The organism is Chitinophaga sancti (assembly GCF_034424315.1).
GTDB classification, from domain to species: Bacteria; Bacteroidota; Bacteroidia; order Chitinophagales; family Chitinophagaceae; genus Chitinophaga; species Chitinophaga sancti.
Genome location: NZ_CP139972.1, coordinates 5,939,935 through 5,955,895, shown reverse-complemented (window position 1 = coordinate 5,955,895; position 15,961 = coordinate 5,939,935). Strand labels below are relative to the sequence as shown.

Genomic DNA, 15,961 nt, shown 5'->3' with positions numbered 1-15,961 from the left:
GGTCCATAGCTTTTGTCCCTCTAGTCAACATTTTAAAAATAACGAGTTTTTTCGGGTTACGTTAATTTGAACTTTAATATTTAATGAAGTTTTGGTAAGAACGGGGAAATTACGTGCCAACTGGACTACAGCACAAACAATAATAATAGTTTATATATTATATTTTCCCTTTTATTCCATAAAAAAAGCACCGGAATAACCGGTGCTTTTTGCCTCTTATTGCTAACTTTTAATTAAAATCCGCTTTTTAACACCACTTTCCCGGCCGCCAGCCCCCTGGCCAAGGCCTCGATTGTGATGTTACCCGCCTGCTCTTTTGACTGCACAATGGCGGTAAATTCACCATTAAATGCATGCATCCGGGGCAGATGGAACAAATCCAGGGAAGTAGGATCTCCATTCGCTGCAGCCCTATAAGTGCCTGCTCCTGAAACACTAATGCTTACCAGGCGCTGGTCGGCCGGACATACATTCCCGTCCTTATCCACTATTTTTACCCGGATGTAAACCAGGTCCTTACCATCAGCTGTTACCACCTCCTTATTGGTTTCCAATACAATATGATGTGCTTTGCCCGCTGTACGTACCACCTGTTCTGCCGCCGCTTTCCCCTTCTCATCATAAGCGACTACCTTTACTTCACCAGGTTCATATACAGCATTCATCCACATCAGGCGATAGCGGTTCTGGGTACTTGAATCATTTTTAAACCGCTTGCCATAACTTTTGCCATTGATGAATAACTCGGCTGAAGGGTAACTGCTGTAAGCAAATACCGGCGTCTCCTGCCCTTCCCTGCCCGGCCAGGTCCAATGTGGCAACACATGCAATGTCGGCGATTTCTTATTCCATACACTCCTGTACAGGTAATAACGATCCTTGGGAATACTGGCCAGATCAATAATGCCAAACATAGAACTATGATTCGGCCAACCTTCCACATCATAAGGAGAAGGCTCTCCCAGGTAGTCAAACCCTGTCCACACAAACTGACCAATGGACCACTCATTGTCCTCCGCCATCGCCAGGTCTTCGTCAGGCAAGTTAGACCAGGAACAATATTCAAAATCGTATGAAGAAGACTGATGATCCGTGTACTTCGCATCCGCTTTTCTTACCACCGGGAACTTGTATACACTCCTGGAACTAACCGTAGAGGATGTTTCTGTACCCAGCACAAGGTTCTGTGGCAACTTGCCATAGGCTTCCCCGTAACGATGCACCCTGTAATTGAATCCTGGCAGATCCAGCATGGCAGCAAAACCATTGCTTAACACACAGCTTACCTGGTCCATGCCACAAGTCACAGGCCTGGTAGGATCTTCCCGATGACAAATGTCCTGCAGGAAAGATGCCACCTTATATCCATCAGGGCTGCATTGTGTAGGTACTTCGTTCCCAATACTCCAGAGCACTACACTCGGATCATTGCGATAATGACGGAGCATATTGACCATATCTTTCTCCGCCCATTCTGCAAAGAAACGGTGATACCCGTTTTCACATTTGGCAATATCCCATTCATCAAATGGTTCTATCATCATCATAAAACCCATTTCATTGCACAGGGTCACCAGCTCTGGCGCTGGCATATTATGCGAAGTCCGGATAGCATCACATCCCATCTCTTTTAACAGCGTAAGCTGGTAACGCAATGCGGCTGTATTAACGGCTGCTCCCAGTGGACCCAGATCATGGTGATTACACACCCCCTGGAACTTGCGTAGCTTGCCGTTCAGGAAGAATCCCTTATCTGCAATAAAGCGGATATCACGGATTCCAAACCGGGTAGTATAAGTATCTGTTTGCACCCCATTTATGTAAATCACAGAACGGGCCGTATACAGATCCGGTGATTCCGGAGACCATAAAGCAGGCTGATTTACAATAAAGTTTTGTTCAAAGGGCTTGCCATGCGTTACCTTTTGCACATTCTCTTTACTCACCACCCTCACTCCTTTTGCATCCAGTATTTCGGTGATCACTTTCACATCAGCATCTCCTGTATTGTCTATAGATGTTTTAAGATTAACAGCAGCATATGCATCAGATACAAAAGGGGTTGTTATGTAAGTACCCCATACAGGAACATGCGCCCTGCCTGTCGTGATCACATGTACGTTCCTGTATAAACCCGCTCCGGAATACCAGCGGGAAGATTGTGGCTTATTTTCTAACCTGACAGCGACCAGGTTATTTTTCCCGTCCGCGTTCAGGTAAGGCGTTACATCTACAGAAAAGGAATTATAACCATTGGGCCAGAAACAGGCTTCTTTGCCATTCACATACACCCTGGCTTCACTCATTGCACCATCAAACAACAGTGACACAGTCGTGCCTGCCGGTACATCAAAATGATTGCGATACCATCCAATGCCTACATATGGCAGGCCACCCGTTCTCCCGGTTTTTGTGCTGGCAGCCGTTTCACCATTCTGTTTTACAGCCACCTCCTGTAGATCATTACTACGGTCAAAAGGACCATATATTGCCCAGTCATGCGGCACTGAAACCGTTTTCCAATTCTTATCATCAAAGGCTGTTCCCATAGCGCCCGATGGATCTCCCTGGGTGAACTGCCAGTTCTTTTCAAGCAAAAATTCCTTTCGGTCCTGTGCCTGCAAACAATTTGTCATCAGCACAAATAGCAGACACCATCGTAATATCCTCATATCGTCTGTTTATTTAAATGCGTCCAGGGCGACAGTGGGTTTTCCTGAATCATCAAATGCGCCCATTGTATAATTCTTCCAGGCACCATATGCCTCCGGTTCCCAGTAAAATATACCTAATACTTTGTTATCAGGTACAGATTTTGATTTTGCAATCAGGTCTGCCAGGAACGCTTTGGCTGTGGTCGCCTGCTCCTGATCCATGCCTACTTCGCAGATCATCACTGAAGAACCGTAGCGTGTTACCATGTCCTGCATATTCTGGTAGCAGGCTGTGTTCATAGCTGCCCAGTTATCCTTGGTCGGGTACAGCGACATGCCAATTACATCCCATTTTCCACCATTGGATTTCAATCCATCGAACAGCCATCTGAACAGGGAATTATCGTTCCCGTTCTGCAGGTGTACAATTACTTTTGCATCCGGGAAAGTCGCTTTGACAGCATCATAACCAGCATTGGTCAGAGCAGCATATTGAGCCATATTCGAAGATGCCTTTCCATCTTCCCACAGCATACCATTACCGGTTTCATTGCCTACCTGCACCCACTCAGGTGTAATGCCTTTTTCTTTCAGTAAGGTTAATACTTCTGTTGTATGATTCGCTACCGCTTTTTTCAATTCATCAAAGCCCATATTTGCCCATGCAGCAGGCTTGGTTTGCTGGCTGGGATCTGCCCAACTGTCACTATAGTGAAAATCTATCATGATCCGCATACCCAGGCTCTTTGCACGATACGCTTTTACCAGCAGGTCGTTCTTATTACACCAGCCATCAGCAGGATTCACCCATACCCGCAGGCGGATTGCATTCATACCCAGGCTTTGCAATAACCTGATGCCATCCATTTCTGTACCGGCAGCATTGTAAAACTTCTTGCCGGATGATTCCATTTCTGTGATCCAGCTGATGTCTGCACCTTTGGCAAATCCCGAGGTATCTGTTGCTGTGGTGGTAGCACCATTGTCCTTATTGCAGGCGAACAATAACAGGATTGCTGCAAATATTCTTAATTGCTTCATTCTACTGAGTATTTAAATTGATGAGGATCGCTCAGGTCCAGCTTTAATGTATAGGTACCCACTTTTGTATAAGGGAACCCGCTTGCATCCGCAGTGTATAAGGTAGTAACACCTGCTACATCTCCTGCTCCAAAGAACCAGCTCCAGCTTTGATTAACCAGCACCTTGATGCCCCATTGCTCTGCAGCTGTAGTGGTGATGGTCGCTGTCCAGATCTTCCTGGCAGCATCGTAGGTCATAGGCGTAGCCGTTGTGCTCCAGCTATTAAAATCACCTACTACACTGAGAGAACTCACCACTGTTTCACTCCAGGTAAGTGCATTTGTATTAGCAGTGATATAAAGGTACCCGCCATTGGCAGTCCAGCAGTTCCAGCGATCGCTGCCTGCATACAATACATACTGGTTACCATTTGCAGGATAGCCACCATAGATCACAGAAGCACTATTACTTTCTTCGTTGGTGAGCAGGAAATTGTACCACTGGTCTACTTTCACAAAGCCATCGTATTTACCATCTTTATTTCTCGCACAAAGTTTCCATGGGAAAGATGTCAGATCAGTGCTGGCCATGTATAAGTAAGCAGCATCACTACCTGCTGTATAAGGAGTGATATGCAGCGTAAGCACGTTACTGTACCTGGAAGATGTATTGGCAGCCAGTGTTGATTTCAAACGCACGTACAAGGTACCACTTTCATCAGCAGTTAATCCAAATCCTAATACCAAAGTATTCAATGTAGCAGAGGTATAAGAGATGGAAGAACTGGTCACTGCTACTTCTTTTTTGATGCTGCTAAAACTGGCATCTACGGCATACTGTACGGTAGTTGTCAAAAGTGATTCCTCCAGGGTATAACCATTGGAAGCGCTTAATTTCCCTGCATCCCACATGAGCTGCAATGCCACGCTGTCTTTTGCAGACTTTGACAATTTCAATTCTGTAGCAGTAGCCGTCAGGGCTGCATCTGCAAAACCAGTCAGCACTGGCTGTGACCCTTCCTTTTTACAACTGATGAAAAGGAAGACACTCAGTATATAGAAAAGTATTTTTTTCATGGACGTTGTGTTTAGTAGCCTGTGTTTTGAATAAGGTTTGGATTAGATGCCAGGTCTGTAGATGGAATCGGGTACAGGTTATATTTTGTATCCACAGCCACCCCATTCACTGAGCCTCCTTTCCATTGCCATAAATAATCGCCCCCTGTAAACTTACCATAGCGGATCAGGTCTGTACGACGGGTACATTCCCAGAACAACTCACGGCCACGTTCTGCCAGGATGAAGTCCAGCGTCATGGTAGAAGCATTGATATCACCTGAAGTACCCTGGTAAGCACGTTCGCGCAACTGGTTTACATAGTTCACAGCATCGCCAACTGAGCCGCCGGTACCACCTCTTAATACTGCTTCCGCATACATCAGGTATACATCTGCCAGGCGGAACATCGGGAAATCTGTATTTACCAGGCCACCATCTGTGGTATAAGTACCATCATCATTCAGGTTTGTAAATTTAACAATACCGTATCCCAGGCTGGAAGAAGATGGATCATCTACATTCAGGCTTTGTCCGTCTTTATAAAAATTGCCGCGAACATCTGCCTGATCGGGAAACAGGCTCACAAATTCCCTCAGCGTGCGAATGCTGGACCAGCCTGATACCACACCATAGTCAGTTGCCTTCATAGAGCCTACTATAGGCCCGTTCACCAGGTAAGTAGTACCACCCCAGGTTGTAGTATGTGCTACATCTGCTTCAATCGGGAAGATGATTTCATTTTTAGTACGCTTATCATTCTCACCATTGAACAGTTTTTTATAAACAGGTTCTAAAGAATAACCACCATTGATGATTTTATTGCAATAGGTCACGCAATTAGTATAATCCGCAGCCCCGGTATACACAGCGGCATTCAGGTAGTTCTTTGCCAGCAATGTCCAGGCAGCTGCCTTGCTCACACGGCCATATTCATTCTGTAAGGGAGCGGGCAGTACTTCTTCAATATCCCGCAATTCAGACTGGATGTAAGCATACAGGTCTGCCCTTTTAATCCGTGATGGAGTGAACGCACCTGCCTTATCTTTCTCGGTAACGAAAGGCACATTGCCATACAGGTCCATGGCATGTGAATAAGCCAGCGCACGCAGGAAGCGGGCTTCAGCCCTGAATACTTTCAGGCTGGCCTGGTCAGAATTAGAAAAGGCAGCGATCTTTTCATCAGTCGCATTTCTCAGGAATTCATTGCAGAGTGCAACGGTATAATATATACGATAATACATGGCACTTACCCAGGTGTCAGAAGCTCCCCAGGTCATGTACTGAATATTCGTCAGGTTATCACCACCTGCCCAGGTATAGACCACTTCATCTGTGGGTATTTCCTGTAGGTTGAAGTATACCCTTAAATAGCCCCAGGATGCGGTGCTGCTGGCCATATCTGCATTACCATCTCCTTTTTCAATACCCGCTACTGCAAAGGCAGCATAAAGTTTTGCCAATACAGATTTGTAATTAGCCAAAGAGGTATATACAGATTCTGATGTATTCTCCACGCTGGGTACCTGGTTCAGATCCTTGGTACAGGATGCCAGCATGGTGATCAATAATATGAAGGATAAGATCTTTTTCATAATCGTTAGAACTCAAGGTTAATGTTGATGGAATAAGTACGTGGACGGGGATAGAATGCGCTTTCGTATCCATTGGTTACCTCTGGATCCTGTCCGGTATATTTGGTGATCGTGAATACATTCTGTGCAATGGCACCAATACGCATATTCACGTGCTTCACCACTTTTCCAAGGTTATAAGCGACTGACATATTATCCATTCTCAGGAAAGAGGCATTCTCAACATAATAGTCTGAGTAATACTGGCGTGTTTTAAAACCTGTGTTCAGGTAATCTTTATGCAAGTTGTTCAGCGCAGCATCTACATACTGTACGGTTTCCCAGGCGCTCAGGCTCATCTTTGTATTATTGTATACATAGTTGCCAAGGTTTGCACGCATAGTGAACCCGGCAGACCACTTCTTATAGGTAGCCTGTGTATTAAAGCCCAGCATCCAGGTGGCAGCAGGAGAATGATAGCGATACAGGTCACTTTCATTGATCACACCATCATGGTTCAGGTCAGCATATACCCCTTCCAGCGGCTTGCCAGCTGCATCGTATACCTGTTTGTATACATAAAACATATTTGGCTGGTAACCGGGTGTAAGGATCTGGATACCCCTGCCGGCAACAGCAGGACCAGCATAAGTACCAACGGTTGTTGCACCTTGTACCAGTGTGATATTGGTAACTTTCGTATACTGGTTGGTAGCATTGAAATTCACATCCAGTTTGAAATCTTTACTGCTGATAGGGGTAGTGTTCAATTGGAATTCAAAACCATGACTTTCAATATTACCAACGTTGGTGGTAGCTGTCTGATCAAAGTTAGTACCGGCAGGCACTGATACATTTGCCAGCAGGTCGTAAGTTTTACGGGTGTAGTATTCAGCAGAACCAGAGATCCTGTTATTTAAGAACCCGAAGTCTAAACCGTAGTTGAATGCTTTTGTAGTTTCCCATTTCAAATCGTATACATAGACAGATGGTCTGTATACATACAAGTATTCATCCCCAAAACGATATTGTGCATATTTGTTCCCCTGTTGATACACGGACATGTAGCTATAGTTGCCTATACCATCCTGCTGCCCGGTTACACCATAACTGGCCCTTAATTTAAGGTTGCTCAATACTTTGCTGTTTTTAAGAAAATTCTCATCAATTACATTCCAGGCTACTGCAACGGACGGGAAAGTACCCCACCTGTTTTCAGGACTGAAACGGGAAGTACCATCTCTCCTGACAGTTCCTGTGATCATGTATTTTGAGAATAATGTATAGTTCACTCTTCCATAGTAGGAGAGCAACACATGGCGCTCATCCGTTGCTTTGGAGGTAGACTGCAATACCCCTTTTTCATTGTAGTAGGTAATTGCAGGTGTTTTAGCACTCCAGTGCTGGTAATCATAACCCGCTGTTGCATCAAACTTGTGAATACCGATGTTCTTGCTATAATTCAGATAGCCGGTGAACAATTTGTTCTTCAGCGTCTGGGAATATTCATTGTTAGATCCCCCTACATTATAACCGTTTGCAGATGATGCAGGGATCCATACAGACCCTTCGCCCTTACTGTAATCGTAACCCAGTGTAACGTGGGCTTTCAGGTCAGGCAGGAAATGGAACCTATAATCCGCATCAAAGTTGCCGATACTTCTGTACACATCACTCTTACGGGTTTCCTGTTCCAATAATCCAACAGGGTTGCGGTTAGCACCGGTAGCTGGAACACCACTATTGTCAAGGCTTTCATAAAAACCACCAAAAGCAGATTTACCGGAGTATACAGCTTGTGTAGGATTGAAGGCAACAGAAGACCAGATCGCATCTGTATTGGCAAACCGGTTATTATTCGCTGCACCTTTCAGGTTGAAGGTCAGGTTCAGGTGTTTGTCGAAGAAGCTCGGCGTCACTACCAATGAACCGGTGAAACGTCTTGTCTTATCTGTTTGTAAATTACCATCCTGGTTGTAATACCCTAATGAAGCACGGAAAGGCACAGCCTTCGCAATTTTGCCGGTAAGACCCAGGTTATTGTCAGTACCCATGGCATTCTTGAATACCTGTTTTTGCCAGTCTGTATTACTGCTGCCTAGGAGTGCCTTTTGCGCATCGGTTCCTGCTGCATTTATCACTTCTCTGAACTGTGATGGAGACATCATATCAGCCACTTTCTTGCTCTGCTGTAAGGTAACAACAGAGGAGAAGTTCAGCTTCAGCTGGTCGCCTTTCCCTTTTTTAGTAGTGATCATCAATACCCCGTTAGACGCCCTGGAACCGTAGATAGCAGTGGAAGCTGCATCTTTCAGCACCGTGATACTTTCAATATCATTGGGGTTGATCATACTCAGGAAATTGCTGGAGTTACCACTGATACCACCGGTTTCCAGCGGCACACCATCCAATACCACCAGGGGTGAATTGCTGGCACTTAAAGAAGCCCCGCCACGTATGCGGATCGTGCTACCAGCGGTAGGAGAACCACCATTGGTCATGATCTGTACACCGGAAGATTTACCACTGATCAGTTGTTCGGAGGAACCCACCAAACCAGGGTTAAACTGCTTGCTGCTGATGCTGACAGCGGAACCCGTCATATCTTTTTTAGTCTTGGTACCATAGCCGATCACGACTATTTCATCCAGTTTTTTGTCTTCGAAAGACATGACTACATGCAGGGTATCACCTGTTGCTTTCACGATCTTTTTAGCAGCACCTACATAAGTAAATTCCAGTACATCTTTTCCCGGAGGCAGTGTTACAGTAAAAAACCCGGCAGCATTGGTGAGGGTACTCACGCTGGTGCCGCTAACTAATACTGACACTCTTTCAAGTGCTTTCCCGCCTTCATCGGTTACAGCACCATTTACTGTACGGCGCTGCTCCTGGGCATATACCCCCAGGCTGCTGATCACCATGCATAGGCAGAATAGGAATTTGCGGAAAATTGATTTCTTCATATTGTGGAATTAAAATTTTTATACGATCTGTTTACTCAAGCCAGATGGCTCCAATGTCTATGGAAGCGTGATCCGGCACCTTGTCTGTGGTGGAAATGTTTAGTGTTTCAATGTTGTTAATATTAAAGTCAATGTTGGTTTTTGGTGTGAAGTATTGATCCAGGAAAACCGGGTATGGACGAGGTAATAGCGCGGTACTATCCTGTTGTAAACCGCTGACTGGTACCTTGTATACCTGCTGTGTTTTTGCTGATGCAATGCGTTGTGAATAGGTATAACCATCTGTGGTAATAAATCCTACATTCAATGCAGTCAGGCTTGTTTTGGGAACATATACACAGAGGTACTTTACGGCATTGAATGACCTGTCCCTGTTGATATTTTTTCTCCAGAAGAAACGTGCATTTTCATCCTTTACATGCATTATATATCGCTGCACGGTTGCTGTATATGGTTGCTCTCTTTCACTGGCAGCCTGGATAAATGCACTGTCTGACAGGGAATAGTATTCCAGTTCCCCGGCAAGTATGAGATCCTTTGTAATCGCAGTTTCATAATAAGCGGTCACGGTAAAATCCCAGTCCAGTGGTGCACCTGCGTTGTTTTGCGGGAACGTATATGTTTTGCCGTTATGATATACAGTAATCGTATATTTTAATGCGTTGCCATTGATCATACCGGCAGGAATAGTACCCTTATAAGTATATCCATGATCACGTTCTAAACGAACAGAAGGATTGTGACTGGACCAGAAAGAGACATGATCTGTTTGAAGGATCACGCTATCAGGGAAAGAGGGCCCAGCAATGTCTGCATGGATCTCTATATTTTGCCCGCTATCAGCAGTAGCAGGTGGTGTATGTACAACTACAAATTGCCTGGGTTGTGCAGCCGGGGCTACGAATTCACCGAGCGTAATATGCTTCCATTCAGTAGAAGCAGACCATCGCCGGGTATCTTCCTTCATCAGTATATAAACACCAGGACTGACGTTAAAAGCACCTTTCTCGGCGATGGTATCCGGCTTGCCGGAGTTGACGCTCCTGACAATAAATTGATTCCCCAGGTCTGGTAATTGCAGCTGCATAGGCCATTGATGCCATGCGATGCTGACAACCTCCTTGTCCGGGGCAGGTTTTGCAAAGGGATCTGCTACCTGGATAGCATCGGGCATAAGCTCTAAACGCCATACCCCATTTTCGAGTTTATCCAGGAAATAGGCACCTGTACCTTCATATTGCACCACCGGTGAATTGCCATAACCAGCTATTGTGGTCAGCTGCTCAGGAGCTACAGGCCTTGCGCTGGTATTGTTAGAGTAAAAATACTGCTGTGGTGAATTGAGCAGGCTCAGGTCCTGCTGGTAACTCACCAGGAAATCTCCAAACGTAGTATCAGCAGGATAGGCCGGGAATCGTTCCCCTCTTTTTACAGTGCTGGCCACCGCTGCTGCTATTTTCATGCTCAGGGCTTTCCTGGGAGTATAAGCCAGGTTGAGATAGTGTGTCTGGTACTCGGTATTATAAGCTGCAATATCGATGGGATCATATGCAAACTGGGTGATCCATTGGAAACCCTGGCTACGGAATGTCCGGGTCATAGCAGGGTACATATAACTATAGGTAATGTCTGCCGGATCGAATTCGTAAATAGCCTTTGCCTTGGTGTTAAACCCTTTTTCGCCGGAGAAAGGGATATTGTATTGGTCTACATGAGGCAGGAAATTCCCTTTCCGGGTATGACCGGCTACCAGGCCAATAGGATACCATTGGTAGGTAGTACCTTGAATATCAGATGTATAGAAAGAAGATACATGCTCCCGGTTATGGCTTACATTATAGAAGACTGGCTTCTTATTGCCGGTAGACCTGATGGCGGCTACCATCCCGGCAATGTACTTTTTGGTCTGCGCAGGAGATTCCTCATGGCAGGGCTCATTATTGATCTCAAAGCCTACAATGGTCGGATCTTCTTTATAGGCCTTACCGGTGTATGGATTGAGATGTGAGAGTAACTGCTTTACATAAGTCTGTTGTGCTGCAATGGCCCCTGGGTGCTTGTGCACATCACATTTACCATATAAATAGGAGAATCCACCGGTTGGCTCGTTCCTTTCGGGGTAACCATTTCCAAAATTGGTCTGGCAGGTGATCAGCACCCTGATTCCCCGGCGCTGTACCCTGGAGATCAGGTAGTCGAGGAGATCCAGGTGCTCATTCTGTTGTAACCTTCCTATGGAATCGGTGATTTCTACATCCCAGATGTGGATGCGGTAAGCATTGAATCCAAGCCGGGAAAAGTGGTATACATCTTTGTCGATGGCTGCTTTGTGGTCTTTGACTGAACGGTAAGCATGGGCAAAAGGCAGGGTATAATTCACCCCGTAAAAGGAGGCCTCCTGTTTAGTATCCGACCAGCGCATTACACCAGCTTTATCTACATAGATAGTTTGCTGAGCGAACGTGGCCGTAAAATACAAGCACATGCAAAGTAGTGGAATCGTCTTTAGGGACATATAACCGTATCAGTTTTTCGTACGGTCCGAAACTATTTAAGAATCGGTTTTAAGCGGGGCTGATATCGGACATAATAGGATAAAATTCAGACAAAGGATACACATATTGATTATATATATCTATAAATTGTTCTTTACAAACCGAGAAGGTGTTTGTCCGAATTCTGCCTGGAAGCATTTGGAAAAATAAGAGGCTTCAGAAAAGCCGACCATGTACATGACCTCTGCCACGGAGAATTTGTTCTTTTGGAGGAGAACCGCGGCTTTTTTCATCCGGATGGAGCGGATGTATTCTACCGGGGTAAGGCTGGTGAGTTGCTTTATTTTACGGTAAAGTTGTCTGGAATTGGTAAAACTCAGGTCGCCGAGCACCTGTACATTGAACTGGGGATCGTCCATTTTCTCCTCAATGATCCGGGTGATGTTAGAGAGGAATTCCTCATCGCGGGATAAGGCTTTTTCTTCTGTTGGGTCAGTGAGGGCCGAAATCCTTAGCTGGCTTTCCATGTCTTCCCTGCGTTTCAGGAGTTGTTCAATCCTGGAAAGCAGGATGGAAATATCGAAAGGTTTGGACATAAATGTATCGGCACCGAGGTCAATGCTCTCCAGTTCAGTTTTCCTGTCGTCTTTGGCGGTTAATAATATAATAGGTATGGTCGCCGTCATAACCTGCTTTTTGAGTCGTTTGCTCATTTCCAGGCCATCCATTACAGGCATCATGACGTCTACGATGATGAGGTCGGGCTGCCATTCGATGCTAAGGGCTTCTCCCTTTTTGCCGTCAGGGGCTGTTTGGGTTTGGTATTGGGCCGCAAGGGCCTGCTGCAGGAATTCAGTGATTTCCTGGTTGTCGTCTACAATAAGGACTTTTTTACGAAGCGGTTTTTCAGGGGGATTGTCGTTGTGCTCCTGGTTACCCGGCAACAGCCTCTCTTCCTTCGGAACAGGAAGCACTTCCTTTTCCGGCACGGGCAGTGTGACAGTTACATTAGTACCTTCACCTTCAACAGATGTGATGTTTACATAGCCCCCCAGTTGTTCTGCATAGTTCTTTACCAGGTAAAGTCCTATACCAGAACCCTCTTTATTCCTAGCCGTAATGGAGGACTTGAAAAAGCGCTCAAATACATATGGCAACTCCGCCGCCGGGATCCCAATACCGGTATCTGCTACTGATATAGCAACGGCATTATTCTTCTGGTGAATGTCCAGGTGAATAGCACCTCCATCATTTGTATAGCGGCAGGCATTAGATAGCAGGTTACTGATAATGGCCTCTGTTCTGATAATATCTGTATCAATATAGATCTCCTCCTTATTGCAGGTGAAGGTAAAAGCCCTGTTCTTGCTGATAAATGCCTCATATAGCTTTCGCCCGAAAGCCACCAGTTCCAGTTTTGACAATACCAGGGCAGAAAGTGCATTGCTATCAGCCCGGTTGAAATTCAGTACGCGGTGGATCAGTCCATTTAGTTTCAGGGCATTCTGCTGGATCCCTTCGAGCTGTTTCTTTTTCAGCGGACTCCGGGTTTCTGCCAGCATCTGGCTTACAGGCGCCAGGATAAGGCTTAGCGGGGTTTTCAATTCATGGGAAATATCCGCGAAGAAGTTCAGCTTCAGGTTGGTCAGTTCGACCGTCTTTTGCTTTTCTATGCGTTCGATCTTGAGATTATGCCGGACCCGGAAGAAATTAATCGCCCACAATACCAGTCCTACCACGATCAGGAAGTAAATGGCCTTTGCCAGGTTGGTATAGTACCAGGGGGGAATAATGGTGATAGACAATTTTAAAGGATTGGCATATGGTTTTCCATAGGCATCCAGTTTGCTTACCAGCAGGGTATAGTTCCCGTAGTTAAGATTATTATAAGTGATCAGGTTATTATTGAGTGGCAAAGTAATCCAGTCATCATCCAGCTGGGTGATCCTGTATACATAGCGGCTACCTTCAGGATCGGAATAGTTGAGGTCAGAGATGGCAAAAGCAAGGTTATTCTGTTCGTGGTTCAGGCGTATTTCATCCTTGTACCTTACAGAGCCGGTTAGCTTACCATTAATATACAGGGCGGTGAGGCAGAGCTTCGTACCGGCACCCGTAGCAGTTTGAATAGCGGTGGCAGCAATGCCCAATTCGTCGGCTCCGCCCAGGTATACCTCGTGGAGGTCGCGGTCATAATATATAGACGTAAAGGCAGACTGGCTACTATTGAACCGTTTTACAGTGGTGGTATGCCGGTCCATCATCCAGATGCCTTCACTGGTGGAGATCCAGATATTTCCAGCCACCTGTTCCATACTCAGGATCCCACCGGCATTGAAAGGAATGGTTTTGATCTGGCCATCTTTGATCCTGGAAATGCTTTCCTGGCAACCGATCCAGATTACCCCGGCATCATCTGCGATCATGTACGAAGGGTGCTTTGATCCATCCATGACGGTTGCAACGTGAAAAGTAAGTGGATCGATCTTATGTATGGCCCTGTTGTAGATCAAAGCCCAGATATTCCCCTGCTGGTCCCTGGCGAGCTGGTTGACAGAATTACCTGCCAGGCCATTGTGGGCGGCGAGGTTGTGAACGGCGATGATGGCAGGATTATTAAGCCCCATATCAGGAGCAGCCGTATGATGAGGCACCTCCCTGTTCGTTCCTCCTGTGAGCTGTGATCTGTCTACCACGAAGATCCCACCCAGGTAGGTGGCGATCCACAGCCTTTTTTGCGCATCTTCCTGGATGCTATACGCCCAGTTAGCATTCCGGGATTGGGAGCTGTCGATGATATTATAATTGACAAAGGCTTTCGCCTGGTGGTCGAACCTGTTGATTCCTCCATCTGTGGCGACCCATACATTTCTATCTTTATCCTCAAAGATATCCCTGATGCGGTTATGCGAAATCGGCAGGGCCTTATCCCCCATCTTATACCATGCGGACAGGACCTCATGTGCTCCCGGAGAGCTGGCGCGGATAATGCCGTTAGTGCCTCCCAGCCAGTAATCCCCATAAGTGTCTTTGTAGATGTTATAAAGGCGGTTCCCGTCCTTTTCGTGGGTGATCTCGAAGATAGGGATGACCTGCAGGCTGTTTTGGTTTTGCAGCAGGGAGATGCCGTAATCGGTACCGAGCCAGATGTTTGATTCCTTATCAGCAAAGAGGCTCCAGATAATGTTATTGACGATGGAGCCTTTGTTCCGGGCATCGTGCACAATACGTTCCAGTTGTTCGGTGTCGGGAGAGTAGATATAAAACCCGGCATCAGTGCCAATGAGGAGTTTATTCCTGTTATCGGTGATCAATGATTTTACGGAGTGATCCTGCAGGATGGGTAGCTTGACGGCGAGGTTTTTATGAAGGTCATAATAATAGATGCCTCCTTCAGTTCCTACCCATATTATATTCCGGCTGGTGTCTTCAAATAAGGCATTGACGAAAAGGTTGCTGCGTTTATGAGGGTCGGCCAGTGAGATCTGGCGGATCTGTGATTTATCTGCGGGGAGGCAATAGAGTCCATTGTAGGTGCCGATTAAGATGTCTCCTGTGCTGGTGCGGGTCAGGGAATAAATGGTATGATTTGACAGTCCTTTATATCCAACCTTTTCCAGTTTTTTTTGGGTAAGGTTATACTTAAAGAGGCCTTTAAAAGAGCCGATCCAGAGATTATCATTTTCCAGGAGCAGGGTTCTTACATCGGTGGGGAATTGAACGGGGCTGGTTTCGTATTGGTCTTTTTGATAGTTATAGAAGAAGATGCCATTTTCCATGGCAAGGCACATCAATTCTTTGTTGATGACGATGATGTCGTATACGAAAGTTTTGTGGGAGGTGTCATTGCCCAGGTGGGATTGTACAGAAAAGCCGTCGTAGCTATAGAGGCCGTTATTTGTACCCAGCCACATGAGGCCGAGGCTATCCTGGGCGAAAGCGTTGATGGTGGTAGCTTCCGGCCCGATGGCGATGTTTTTGAATGTATGGTACTGGTAGTTCTGTCCCCAGAGTAATTGTACGAACAATATGAAAATTGCAGTACAAATAAATCGCTTAAGCATAACAGTACAAATGTAGAGGGAAAATTATTCAGGAAATGCTAATTTTAGCGCAAAACAGAAAATCCTATTTATGTTATTTAATAGTTGGGGGTTTGTATTACTACTTCTAATAACCTTTGTCGTCTATTAT

The 15,961-nt window shown here is 45.8% G+C and carries 7 protein-coding genes; all 7 read right to left on the bottom strand.

What is annotated here, in order from left to right; genetic code table 11:
• Nucleotides 1-233: 233 nt before the first annotated feature.
• Nucleotides 234-2,672, bottom strand: coding sequence for a DUF4982 domain-containing protein (locus U0033_RS23305; protein ID WP_072365748.1), 2,439 nt, complete (start codon nt 2,670-2,672; stop codon nt 234-236).
• 9 nt (nt 2,673-2,681) lie between these two features.
• Entirely contained in the window at nt 2,682-3,695 is a 1,014-nt protein-coding gene (locus U0033_RS23300; protein WP_072365750.1) for a glycoside hydrolase family 53 protein, read from the bottom strand.
• Entirely contained in the window at nt 3,692-4,753 is a 1,062-nt protein-coding gene (locus U0033_RS23295; RefSeq protein ID WP_072365752.1) for a DUF5111 domain-containing protein, read from the bottom strand. The genes U0033_RS23300 and U0033_RS23295 overlap by 4 nt, the downstream gene beginning before the upstream one ends.
• An 11-nt stretch (nt 4,754-4,764) precedes the next feature.
• The gene (locus U0033_RS23290; RefSeq protein WP_072365760.1) at nt 4,765-6,327 is read right to left on the bottom strand and encodes a RagB/SusD family nutrient uptake outer membrane protein; all 1,563 of its coding nucleotides are present in this window, start codon (nt 6,325-6,327) and stop codon (nt 4,765-4,767) included.
• A gap of 5 nt (nt 6,328-6,332) precedes the next feature.
• Nucleotides 6,333-9,272 (bottom strand): SusC/RagA family TonB-linked outer membrane protein, encoded by a 2,940-nt coding sequence (locus U0033_RS23285; RefSeq protein ID WP_072365762.1) that lies wholly within the window; start codon nt 9,270-9,272, stop codon nt 6,333-6,335.
• A 31-nt stretch (nt 9,273-9,303) separates the two neighbouring features.
• A complete protein-coding gene (locus tag U0033_RS23280) occupies nt 9,304-11,787 on the bottom strand; it encodes a cellulase family glycosylhydrolase (protein WP_072365764.1) in 2,484 nt (827 codons plus the stop codon).
• Nucleotides 11,788-11,907: 120 nt separating this feature from the next.
• Entirely contained in the window at nt 11,908-15,831 is a 3,924-nt protein-coding gene (locus U0033_RS23275; RefSeq protein ID WP_072365766.1) for a two-component regulator propeller domain-containing protein, read from the bottom strand.
• Between the last annotated feature and the right edge of the window lie 130 nt (nt 15,832-15,961).

Coding starts and splice junctions, on each gene's coding strand:
- U0033_RS23305 (WP_072365748.1), bottom strand. CDS start 2,672: ATGAGGATATTACGATGGTGTCTGCTATTTGTGCTGATGACAAATTGT.
- U0033_RS23300 (WP_072365750.1), bottom strand. CDS start 3,695: ATGAAGCAATTAAGAATATTTGCAGCAATCCTGTTATTGTTCGCCTGC.
- U0033_RS23295 (WP_072365752.1), bottom strand. CDS start 4,753: ATGAAAAAAATACTTTTCTATATACTGAGTGTCTTCCTTTTCATCAGT.
- U0033_RS23290 (WP_072365760.1), bottom strand. CDS start 6,327: ATGAAAAAGATCTTATCCTTCATATTATTGATCACCATGCTGGCATCC.
- U0033_RS23285 (WP_072365762.1), bottom strand. CDS start 9,272: ATGAAGAAATCAATTTTCCGCAAATTCCTATTCTGCCTATGCATGGTG.
- U0033_RS23280 (WP_072365764.1), bottom strand. CDS start 11,787: ATGTCCCTAAAGACGATTCCACTACTTTGCATGTGCTTGTATTTTACG.
- U0033_RS23275 (WP_072365766.1), bottom strand. CDS start 15,831: ATGCTTAAGCGATTTATTTGTACTGCAATTTTCATATTGTTCGTACAA.